The organism is Lacrimispora algidixylanolytica (assembly GCF_003609635.1).
Lineage (GTDB): Bacteria > Bacillota > Clostridia > Lachnospirales > Lachnospiraceae > Lacrimispora > Lacrimispora algidixylanolytica.
The window spans coordinates 129,226-139,599 of record NZ_MCIA01000013.1 but is presented as its reverse complement, the minus strand read 5'-3'; the positions used below and the strand labels follow the sequence as shown (position 1 = coordinate 139,599).

General features: G+C 40.2%; 11 protein-coding genes and 3 tRNA genes. All 14 read left to right on the top strand.

Annotated elements, in window-relative coordinates:
- Nucleotides 1-21: 21 nt before the first annotated feature.
- The 14 genes from BET01_RS09835 to BET01_RS09770 all read left to right on the top strand — a co-directional run bounded on the left by BET01_RS09835 (nucleotide 22) and on the right by BET01_RS09770 (nucleotide 10,132).
- Nucleotides 22-93: transfer RNA gene (locus BET01_RS09835), tRNA-Gly, on the top strand.
- Between the two features lie 251 nt (nucleotides 94-344).
- Entirely contained in the window at nucleotides 345-938 is a 594-nt protein-coding gene (locus BET01_RS09830) for a cytidylate kinase-like family protein (protein WP_120196630.1), read from the top strand.
- An 87-nt stretch (nucleotides 939-1,025) separates the two neighbouring features.
- On the top strand, nucleotides 1,026-1,622 hold the full coding sequence (locus BET01_RS09825; RefSeq protein WP_243117176.1) for a L,D-transpeptidase family protein: 597 nt from the start codon (nucleotides 1,026-1,028) through the stop codon (nucleotides 1,620-1,622).
- A 134-nt stretch (nucleotides 1,623-1,756) separates the two neighbouring features.
- Nucleotides 1,757-2,932, top strand: coding sequence for an aminotransferase class I/II-fold pyridoxal phosphate-dependent enzyme (locus BET01_RS09820; RefSeq protein ID WP_120196622.1), 1,176 nt, complete (start codon nucleotides 1,757-1,759; stop codon nucleotides 2,930-2,932).
- A complete protein-coding gene (locus BET01_RS09815) occupies nucleotides 2,929-3,408 on the top strand; it encodes a VanZ family protein (RefSeq protein ID WP_120196621.1) in 480 nt (159 codons plus the stop codon). The genes BET01_RS09820 and BET01_RS09815 overlap by 4 nt, the downstream gene beginning before the upstream one ends.
- Nucleotides 3,374-4,120, top strand: coding sequence for a tRNA pseudouridine(38-40) synthase TruA (gene truA / locus BET01_RS09810; protein WP_120196620.1), 747 nt, complete (start codon nucleotides 3,374-3,376; stop codon nucleotides 4,118-4,120). The genes BET01_RS09815 and truA overlap by 35 nt, the downstream gene beginning before the upstream one ends.
- 23 nt (nucleotides 4,121-4,143) lie before the next feature.
- Complete coding sequence (locus BET01_RS09805; protein WP_120196619.1) at nucleotides 4,144-5,322, top strand: cation diffusion facilitator family transporter; 1,179 nt, start codon at nucleotides 4,144-4,146, stop codon at nucleotides 5,320-5,322.
- Between the two features lie 76 nt (nucleotides 5,323-5,398).
- Complete coding sequence (locus tag BET01_RS09800) at nucleotides 5,399-5,977, top strand: RNA polymerase sigma factor (protein WP_120196618.1); 579 nt, start codon at nucleotides 5,399-5,401, stop codon at nucleotides 5,975-5,977.
- An 8-nt stretch (nucleotides 5,978-5,985) separates the two neighbouring features.
- A complete protein-coding gene (locus BET01_RS09795; RefSeq protein WP_120196617.1) occupies nucleotides 5,986-7,377 on the top strand; it encodes an anti-sigma-I factor RsgI family protein in 1,392 nt (463 codons plus the stop codon).
- Nucleotides 7,378-7,492: 115 nt separating this feature from the next.
- Nucleotides 7,493-7,565: transfer RNA gene (locus BET01_RS09790), tRNA-Gln, on the top strand.
- 137 nt (nucleotides 7,566-7,702) lie between these two features.
- Nucleotides 7,703-7,775: transfer RNA gene (locus tag BET01_RS09785), tRNA-Gln, on the top strand.
- Between the two features lie 177 nt (nucleotides 7,776-7,952).
- The gene (locus BET01_RS09780; protein WP_120196616.1) at nucleotides 7,953-8,678 is read left to right on the top strand and encodes an acyl-[acyl-carrier-protein] thioesterase; all 726 of its coding nucleotides are present in this window, start codon (nucleotides 7,953-7,955) and stop codon (nucleotides 8,676-8,678) included.
- Nucleotide 8,679: 1 nt separating this feature from the next.
- Nucleotides 8,680-9,519, top strand: a complete 840-nt coding sequence (locus BET01_RS09775) for a CvfB family protein (protein WP_120196628.1) — start codon at nucleotides 8,680-8,682, stop codon at nucleotides 9,517-9,519.
- A 28-nt stretch (nucleotides 9,520-9,547) separates the two neighbouring features.
- Nucleotides 9,548-10,132 (top strand): class I SAM-dependent methyltransferase, encoded by a 585-nt coding sequence (locus tag BET01_RS09770; RefSeq protein ID WP_120196615.1) that lies wholly within the window; start codon nucleotides 9,548-9,550, stop codon nucleotides 10,130-10,132.
- Nucleotides 10,133-10,374: the final 242 nt, after the last annotated feature.

Below are 10,374 nucleotides of genomic sequence, written 5' to 3'. Positions count from 1 at the left end.
TATATGCCTTGAAGAGAATAGGCGCGAGTGGCTCAGTGGTGGAGCACGACCTTGCCAAGGTCGGGGCCGCGGGTTCGAGTCCCGTCTCGCGCTCTTATACGAAAGATAAAGGCGGATTTCCAGCGATGGAGGTCCGTTTTTTTGTGATTTTAATATTTTTAATAGGAAACAGACAGAGTATAATGGAAAAAATGAAAAATAAACCAATGATAGCAATGTTATTTAAATAATTGGGTAAAATCAGGTATAAGAGAAATAAGGTATACAGGATTTTTCAAATGTGGTAAAATGCGGATAAGGATAGATTTTTGCATCCCTTTGGCAAAAGAGGAGGAGGTAATATGTTGGAAAAGGTAATAACCATAAGCAGAGAATTTGGTAGCGGAGGCAGAGATTTAGGGATTTTGCTGGCTAAAGAATTAAAGATTCCTTTTTATGATAAGGAACTCATTGCTCTGACTGCAGAAGAATGTGGTCTGTCGGAAGAAAGCCTTCTACACTATGATGAAAGGATTCCTGTTATAAAAGAGTCTCTGGATCAGCAGATATATACCCCATTTTCAATTTCTTATGAAATACCAGTCTCAGACCAGGTATTTCTTGCCCAGACTCGTATTATTAAGAAGCTTGCAGACCAAGGAGCTTGTATTATTGTGGGACGGTGCGCCGATCGAGTACTTGATAGTAGCGTGAATCTTTTTATTTATGCAGGAATTGAAGAACGTATACAGAGACTTAATTCTTTAAATACAGGGGTAGACCCTATTACGATGGAAAACAGGATCCGGGAGATGGATCGGAAGCGAAAAGATTATTATCAGTATTACACTGGATGTGAGTGGGGAAAAGCACAAAATTATCATTTATCTCTTGATAGCGGAATCGTTGGCGTGAGAGGATGTTTCCATGCTGTAATGGCATATTTAGAATCAATTTAATCTGGTAACGGATAGAATCGTAAGAAAAATGTAACCCATGATTTTCAAATTAAATGATATACTGATAAAAAAGAAAGGGGAAAAGCAGTGGATTGGATAAAGAAAAAATGCAGGACCCTGATAGCGGGAGTACTTATTCTGGCTACAACATTGTCTTTTAGTGGTCCGGTATTTGCAGAGCAGTCTGTAGGACCTGGATCTGGTGAACTCCATTCAACCAACGGAGTGACCATATATGTTAGTAAAAGATTGAAAACGCTTTCTTTAAAACAGAATGGAGTTCTTATTAAAGAGTATCCCGTTTCTTTAGGGGCCTCTTCATCAGAAGGAAATAAAAATGTAGAGGGAGATATGAGAACCCCAAGCGGAGAGTTTTACGTCTGCCTTAGGAATGATAAAAGCGTGGCTTATCTTGCTCTTGGAATTTCTTATCCAGGAATAAAGGATGCAGAAAGAGGATATGCAGACGGTATAATTACAGAGGCGCAGCGTGATGATATTATCAGTGCCAATTTGGCTGGTAAGCAGCCGCCCTGGGATACCCCTCTTGGAGGTTTCGTTGAGATCCATGGATGCAGAACCTCAGGTGGAACAACTCGCGGCTGTGTGGCTCTGGACAATGATGCCATGGACGTGCTTTGGAGTTATTGCAATTTAGGTGTGCCTGTCACCATAGGACCATAGTAGAAATGTTCCCAATATGCGGTTTTAGGCCGTTTTTGGGGACTTTTTTAGTGAGTATCCTTGTATTATAAGAGGCTTTGTAATATAATAATTTAGATTATGGAAATTACCTAAAGACAGAGGTGAACAACCCAATGCATTTTTCAGAAAGAATGAACCGTTTTGGAGAGGGAATCTTTTCAAAACTTCTAGATTTAAAGAGGCAAAAGGAAGAAAAGGGTGAAGAGGTAATTGACTTAAGTGTAGGAACACCGAATATCCCACCGGCGTCTCATATCAGACAAGCTCTTTGTGAGGCAGCAGCAAAACCGGAGAATTATACTTATGCCATAAATGACCAGAAAGAGCTTTTAGAGGCTGTAGCCACCTGGTATAATAGAAGATATAGCGTATATCTTGATCCTGATTTGGAGATTTGTTCCCTTCTTGGTTCTCAGGAAGGACTGGCACATATTTCATTTTCTATGATTGATGAGGGAGATACGGTCCTTGTTCCGGATCCCTGCTATCCTATTTTTGCAAACGGGCCACTGTTAGCTGGAGCAAGTCTTTTTTATATGCCTCAAAGGAAAGAGAATCATTATGTAATCGATTTTTCTGACATTCCGGAAGAGGCTGCAAAAAAAGCAAAATTCATGTTAGTTTCTTATCCCAATAATCCGACCACTGCAATGGCTCCTGACTCTTTTTATGAGGAGTTAATTGTATTTGCTAAGAAATATGAAATTATAGTTCTTCATGATAATGCGTACAGCGAACTTGTTTTTGATGGAAGAACATGCAGAAGCTTTTTGCAATTTAAAGGGGCAAAAGAGGTTGGTGTGGAGTTTAATTCCCTTTCAAAAACATATGGACTGGCAGGGGCGCGAATTGGATTTTGCGTTGGGAATAAAGAAATTGTTGATAAGCTAAAAACATTGAAGTCCAATCTGGATTATGGAATGTTTTTGCCAATTCAACAGGCGGCTATTGCGGCTATTACTGGAGATCAGTCATGTGTGAACGATACAAGAGGTGCCTATGAGAGGCGGCGTAATGTTCTTTGTGACAGCTTTAACCAAATTGGTTGGAAAATGAAGCCACCAGAAGCTACCATGTTTGTGTGGGCAGAAATACCAGATGGTTTTCCAGACTCCATGACGTTTGCCTTGGAACTGATGGAAAAATCCGGTGTCTTAGTAACCCCAGGGAGCGCGTTTGGGACGTTAGGAGAAGGATATGCAAGGCTTGCCCTGGTACAAGATGAAGAGATGCTTCATAGAGCCGCAGAATTGATAGAGAAGAGTGGTATATTGAGGAAGTCTATATGAAAAAGAAGCATCTATGGATATTGATTGTGGGACTTTATGTCCTGTTTATATATTCAAATTCCATGAAAGTCGCAGATACCTCGTCAAAGGATAGTGGCAGGGTGCTTTATCTAATTCATGATATGTTAAATAAGTTTGAAATAAATGCCTATTGGCTTACGGAACATTTTATTCGTAAGATGGGGCATTTTTCAGAATATTCCTTACTGGGGCTATTGCTTTATTTTTGTATGAAGTCTCAGGGATTTCAGGAGGAGAAAAGGTGGCTTTTTCATAGTGCGGCAGGGTTTTTAATACCGTTTATGGATGAGACCATTCAATTGTTTGTAGAGGGACGTTCTGGTCAAATTTCGGACGTCTGGTTAGATTGTGCAGGAGTTACATTTGGTACCCTAATCATGGTTGGAGTTTTTATATTATGCAGAAGAATGGAGATATTAAATGTTGAAAAATTATCGAATCGTACTGGAATATGATGGAAGTCGTTATGATGGCTGGCAAAAACAAGGAAATACTGATCGTACCATACAGGGAAAGATTGAAGGAATATTAGAGCGATTGGCAGGAGAACCCATAGAGGTACACGGATCAGGCAGAACAGATGCAGGAGTTCATGCCTTGGCGCAGACAGCTAATTTTCATTTGAATGTAAAATTGTCTGATTTAGAAATTAAAGAATATTTAAATCAATATCTACCTGAAGATATTTCGGTAATTCGTTTAGACAAAGTTCCGGAGCGATTCCACAGTCGCTTAAACGCAGAGGAGAAAACATATCTTTACCAGATTGAGACGGCAGGGAAGAAGAAGGTTTTTGAGCGAAAGTATTTTTATGGCTTTGGCAGGCCTCTTGACGTGAATGCAATGAAACGTGCCTCTGAATATTTAATAGGAGAACATGACTTTAAAAGCTTTTGTTCCAATAAAAAGATGAAGAAAACTACGGTAAGAAATGTGAAACGGATCGAATTTCAGGAAAAAGGCAGCCAACTTTTTATTCGTTTTACTGGTAATGGATTTTTACACCATATGGTTCGTATACTAATGGGTACACTGATTGAAGTAGGGGAAAGAAAGAAAAGCCCTGAACAGATGAATGTTATTTTGAAGGCTATGAACCGCAGTGAGGCAGGATTTACAGCGCCTGCAGAAGGATTGTTTTTGGAGAAAGTCAGCTATAAGGCATAAAGGTAAGGTCAGAAGGGAGCTCTATGACTGAATTTTTAGTAAAGACTTTTGTGAAGAACTACAAAAATACAAAGGATGTTCAAGTTCGCACCAGTTATGGACTGATGGCAAGTATAATAGGAATTTGCTGCAATATTCTTTTGTTCAGTGCTAAGTTATTTGCAGGTCTGCTAGTTAATAGTATTTCAGTTATGGCTGATGCGTTTAATAACTTATCAGATGCTGCTGCTTCTGTCATAGGTTTTATTGGAGTTAAAATGGCGGGGAAACCAGCCGATGAGGATCATCCATTTGGGCATGGAAGGGTGGAATATATCGCAGCATTTATTGTTGCCTTTCTGGTCATACAAGTTGGATTTTCCTTGTTTAAAACCTCATTGGGTAAGGTGTTACATCCAGAGGAAATGTCGTTTAAGATGGTGACAATCCTTATATTAATGTTATCTGTTTGCGTAAAGCTCTGGCTTGGATTTTTTAACCGTAAATTAGGAGAAAGGATTCAATCCTCGGTTATGAAAGCTACGGCGGCAGATTCTCTGGGGGACGTCATTACAACCTCTGCAACGATATTATCCGTCGCCGTTTACGGAATATGGGGGCTTAATATCGATGGGATCGTAGGTCTTATCGTGTCTGTGGCCGTTATGTTGGCGGGAGTAAACATTGCAAAGGAAACTCTTACCCCTTTGATTGGCGAACCTATTGATCCAAAGCTCTATCAGGAAATAACCAATTTTGTGGAAAGTTTTGAAGGCATTAAAGGAAGTCATGATCTGATTGTTCACAATTATGGACCTTCCAGAAGCATGGCCTCTATCCACGCAGAGGTGCCAAATGATGTAAATGTTGAGATATCTCATGAGGTAGTGGACCGGATTGAGCGGGAAGTCTTAAAGAAGTTTGGGATTTTTCTGGTTATTCATATGGATCCGGTGGAAACTAAAAATTCCAGAGTTATGGAATTTGGTAGCATGCTGGAAAATGTAATCCATGGAATTGATTCTAGAATATCGTTTCATGATTTTCGTCTAATTGACGGGGAAGAACGGATTAATCTTATTTTTGATCTGGTATTTCCCAGGGAATATGACAAAAAGAAAAGAGAACGTTTAAAGGAAGAAATCATAGGTAAAGTGACTGAAACTGATAAGCGGTGCTGTTTGGTTATGACAGAGGAAAGTGGTTATGAGGTGGAAAAATAAGGAAATAATATTTTTCCATTTTATGCAATAAGATGACAGTATTCCGCATTAACTAAGTAGAAAGGAAATCCATACCATGCTATTTATGGGATTGATGAGCCTTGACCGACCGGATGATTACGGTCGTTTGAGTGATGAAAAGCTTCTTATCAAAGTCGCAAATGGGGACCAGGAAGCCTTTCGCCAGCTATATCAGAATACGGACCGTACAATGTACAGCTTTATACTGTCCATTGTTAAGAATCCCCAGGATGCAGAGGAGATCATGCAAGAAGTTTTTTTAAAGATCTGGACTTCTGCAAAAAGTTATAAGTCTCAGGGGAAGCCGTTGGCCTGGATGTTTACCATTGCACGGAATTTATGTTATATGAAGTTTCGAGATCAAAAACATGATTCGGATGTCACAATAGATGATTTAATGGGCGTGGAAGCAGGAGAGGTATGTCAGGAGATTGAGATGGCAGCAGATAAGATGGTACTTCTTGCTGCCCTTCAGATTTTAAAGGAGGAGGAGCGGGAGATCGTGCTGCTTCATACTTCGGGTGGGCTAAAACACAGAGAGATTGCTGCCAGCTTAAACATTCCTTTGGCTACCGCTCTCTCTAAGTATAACCGCGCCATGAAGAAGATGGAAAATTATTTGAGAGAGGAGTAGGCTTTGATATGAATCAGTCAGATCACAGACAACTAAATAAAAAACAAATCGAAGCCTGCTTAACGTCTGCTACTCAGGATTTGATTCCTGATGTTTTGGACCATATTGATTTGAGCACCCCTCAGGAAACGGTAGAATTACATACAAGGTCTATATTTGTGCTACGACGAAGAGTCATAGCATCATTAATAGCTGCCTGCTTTTGCATGATTGCGTTAGCGGGAGGAACTTATACGTATCAAAATGGCAGGGTAGATTCCGTTATTGGAATTGATGTAAATCCCAGTGTTGAATTATCCGTTAATAAAAGGAATAAGGTACTGTCTGCCCAGGCGTTGAACGAGGATGCCAGGAATATTATGGAGCAGATGGATTTAAAGGGTGTGGATTTAAATGTTGCGGTGAATGCTGTAATTGGGGCTATGGTCACCAATGGGTATCTTACAGACGCGGACAATGCTATTTTGGTTACAGTTGCCAATGACAGTGTAAAAAAGGCCAAGAACCTTCGCTCTACTGTAGTCGGGGATATTAAGACTGCATTAAAGGAACAACAGTTAGAGGCGGTTGTATACGATCAGCAGGCGATAGAAGAGGATCAGGTAAAGAGTTTCGCTCTAGATTATGGAATTTCTTATGGAAAGGCCTACTTCTTAAAGGAGCTGATGGATCAAAATTCCTCTCTGACTTTAGACGATATGAAAGATTTGGCATCTCTTAATATGGAACAGATTGCAAAGGTTATTACGGAACGTTCCTACGCGGTAGGAGGGAGAACCGAAGTAACAGAGGAGACGAAGGAGTCTACTTCAGCTTCAGAGACTACCACCCAGAAAAATACGATGGAAACAGTTTCTACGGAAGAAGCAACTTCTACTCAACCCTCTTCTGAAACAGAGAGCCAGACAGCCACACATAACAATCCGACTCAAGTTCAAACATCTTCAGCAACTCCTTCCTCATCAGCAGAAGAAGATACAACATCTGAACAGGACAACAAAAGTGGTGAGAAAATTAAGATTGATTATGTGGATTACGAAGATGGCGTAGTTATGGTCTATTTTAAAACAAAGGTTAAATGGAAAAACCCTACGGTTTCTGTGAAGGATGAAGACGGCAATACCTATTCAGCCAAGGTTTCTGACACAGATTCGGAGTCTTGTGAGATCGACGTTACTGGTCTTTCACAAGGAAAGGAATATACATTTGTTCTAGGTGGAATTTCTCCGAAGATAGGAAAGCAAGTAACGGTAAAAGGAGTTTTTGAGACTCCAGTTGTCGGGGAAGAAGATTCTGAGTCAGAGGAAACGACTGAGACTCAGGCGACGACGGCTGCCAGCACTGCTCCTACTGAGACAGAGAAAATCGAACAAAGCACCGGAAAAATCACCTCTCAGTAATAGAGAACCAAATAAAAATTATTTACTGAGAGGCGATTTTAACATAATATCAAGAATAGTAAAATAAAGCTTGACCAATTAGTGAAACAGTAGTATAATACACTCGTTGTGTTAATGGGCTATAGCCAAACGGTAAGGCAACGGACTCTGACTCCGTCATTCTCAAGGTTCGAATCCTTGTAGCCCAGTCAGCATATAGCTTTGGTTTTCTGATTAATCGGGGAATCGAGGCTATTTTTTCGCAATAAGTAAAAAAATAGAAAAAATTGGCATTAATGCTTGACACTTTTTGTCGTTTCATGTATAATAAATTTCGTTGTAGTGATGGGCTATAGCCAAACGGTAAGGCAACGGACTCTGACTCCGTCATTTTCAAGGTTCGAATCCTTGTAGCCCAGTTAGTAAACGGAACCTGGTTAGGTTCCGTTTTTTGCATATGTAGGAAATTTTAGAAGAGCATGTGGATGTTCTTGATAGAATTTTTATAAGAAACCGTTTAAGGATGTTTTTGGGATGTATGGACAAGAGCAAAAAAATGCTTTATAATGTTATATAATTTTGATGAGAGGTGTAAGATGTATTATTTCGGCAGCAGGGTCCGTTACAGTGAGACAGATGAATATGGAAAACTGACATTGACTGGTGTCTTGAACTATCTGCAGGATTGTTCTACTTTTCAGTCTGAAGACAACGGATTGGGTCTCTCATACTTGGTAAACCGTAACAAAGCTTGGTGGCTTTCTTCTTGGCAGATCGTGATCGATCGCTATCCAGTTCTTGGGGAAGAGATTATAATCAGCACCTGGCCTTATGATTTTAAGGGCTTTTACGGGTACCGTAATTTTACCATAAGCGATAAAAATGGAAACTATCTGGTGAGAGCCAATTCAGTCTGGTTTCTGTTTGATACAAAAAAGGCTAGACCGGTTAAGATCGAACCGGACGACATCAAAGGATATGGAGACGGCTGGGAAGAGAAATTGTCTATGGATTATGCACCTAGAAGAATTGAACTTCCAAACGACTTCAGGCAGCTGCCTCAAGTTACCGTAGAAAAGCATCATATTGACACGAACCATCATGTCAACAATGCGAAATATGTGGAGATTGCCAGAGAAGTACTTCCAGATGATTTGGAGGTAACGGAACTGAGAGTGGAATATAAAAAAGCGGCAGTCTTTGGTGATGCATTGTATCCCCGCATCAGCCGGACAGAGGATGGATATACTGTTTCTTTGTGTGACGGGGAGGGTTCAGCCTATGCAGTCATCTGGCTGCAGGGAAAAACAGAGAGGATATAAGATGATAGAATTAGGAAAGATGCAGACCCTGGTTGTTCAAAGGGTCAAGGAGTTCGGCGTATATCTTGGAGAAGATGGCACAGGAGATGATTCCGTCCTTCTTCCTAAAAGACAGGTTCCAGAAAATACGGCACCTGGTGACGAGATCCATGTTTTTATCTACAAGGATTCTGAAGACCGGCTAATTGCTACTACAGCAAAGCCAAAGCTTAAGGTGGGGGAAACTGCTGTACTTAATGTAAAAGAAGTGGGAAAGATCGGTGCCTTTCTTGACATGGGACTTGAAAAGGATCTTCTTCTACCTTTTAAGGAACAGACACATATGGTCTGCCAGGATGAGCAGGTTCTGGTAGCTCTCTATATTGATAAAAGCAAGCGTCTGGCTGCAACCATGCGAGTATATTCATATATGAGCGATCAGTCCCCTTATAATAAGGATGATCAGGTTACAGGTATCATTTATGAAATCAATGAAACCCTTGGCGCTTTTGTGGCAGTTGATAATCAGTATTATGGTTTGATCCCACACAAGGAGTTATTTGAAACCTACAAAGAGGGTGACAGCGTAACGGCCCGAGTGACAAAGGTACGAGAAGATGGTAAGCTGGATTTAAGTCCAAGACAGAAGGCTCATATTCAGATGGACCAAGACGCGATCCGTGTGTTAGAAATCATAGAGACTCAGTTTAAGGGAAGTCTTCCATTTACGGATAAGGCAGATCCTGAGATTATTAAACGGGAATTTTCCATGAGTAAAAATGCATTTAAGCGTGCCATCGGACATCTTTTAAAAGAGAGAAAAGTTAACATAACGGAAAGCAAAATCGAAACGATTAAATAGCTGGTAAGCGGATAACAGGAGGATTATTTTGGACTCGATAGACTATTATAATAAGTATGCGGCAAAGGAATTTGAGGAAACTGTAAATCAGGATATGTCAAAGATCATGAAGGAATTCACAGACCTTCTCGATGAGTCTGATACTATTCTGGATTTAGGCTGCGGATCAGGCAGAGACAGCCTGACATTCTATGACCTTGGATATGACGTGACGCCACTTGATGCATCGGAGGAGATGTGCAAGTTGGCAGAGATTCATACAGGTCTGGAAGTGCTTAAGATGACATTTGAGGAAATGGATTTTGACAACGTTTTCGATGGAATCTGGGCATGCGCATCATTACTTCATGCTCCTAAAAAAGAACTGTCTGACATTCTTACAAAGATAGCAAGGGCCTTAAATGACAGGGGAATCCTTTATATGTCATATAAGCTTGGAGATTTTGAGGGGTTTCGGGGAAAACGTTATTTTACGGATTTCACAGCTGATTCCATCACTGAGCTTTTAAGGGATAATGGACGTTTTGAAATCGTTAAGATATGGGAAACCGAGGATATACGCACTGGTCATTCTGACGTAAAATGGTTGAACGTTCTTGTTAGAAAACAATAAAATGACAAAATTATACACAAGGCGGAGTCGATTAATTCGACACCGCCTTGTACTTTATTACTAAATATTAATTAAAATCAGCACATGCTATCGAATATAGACAGAAAAAGCCAGGCCATTCTTTTGTTATTTTGACGTTTCAGTCAATTTTTTTGTAGGTTATACAAATTAGCCAAAAGGCAGAAAATCTTTTTGGTAAATAGCAATATGGTAAAAGAAATTTAATTCATGTATGATGACTT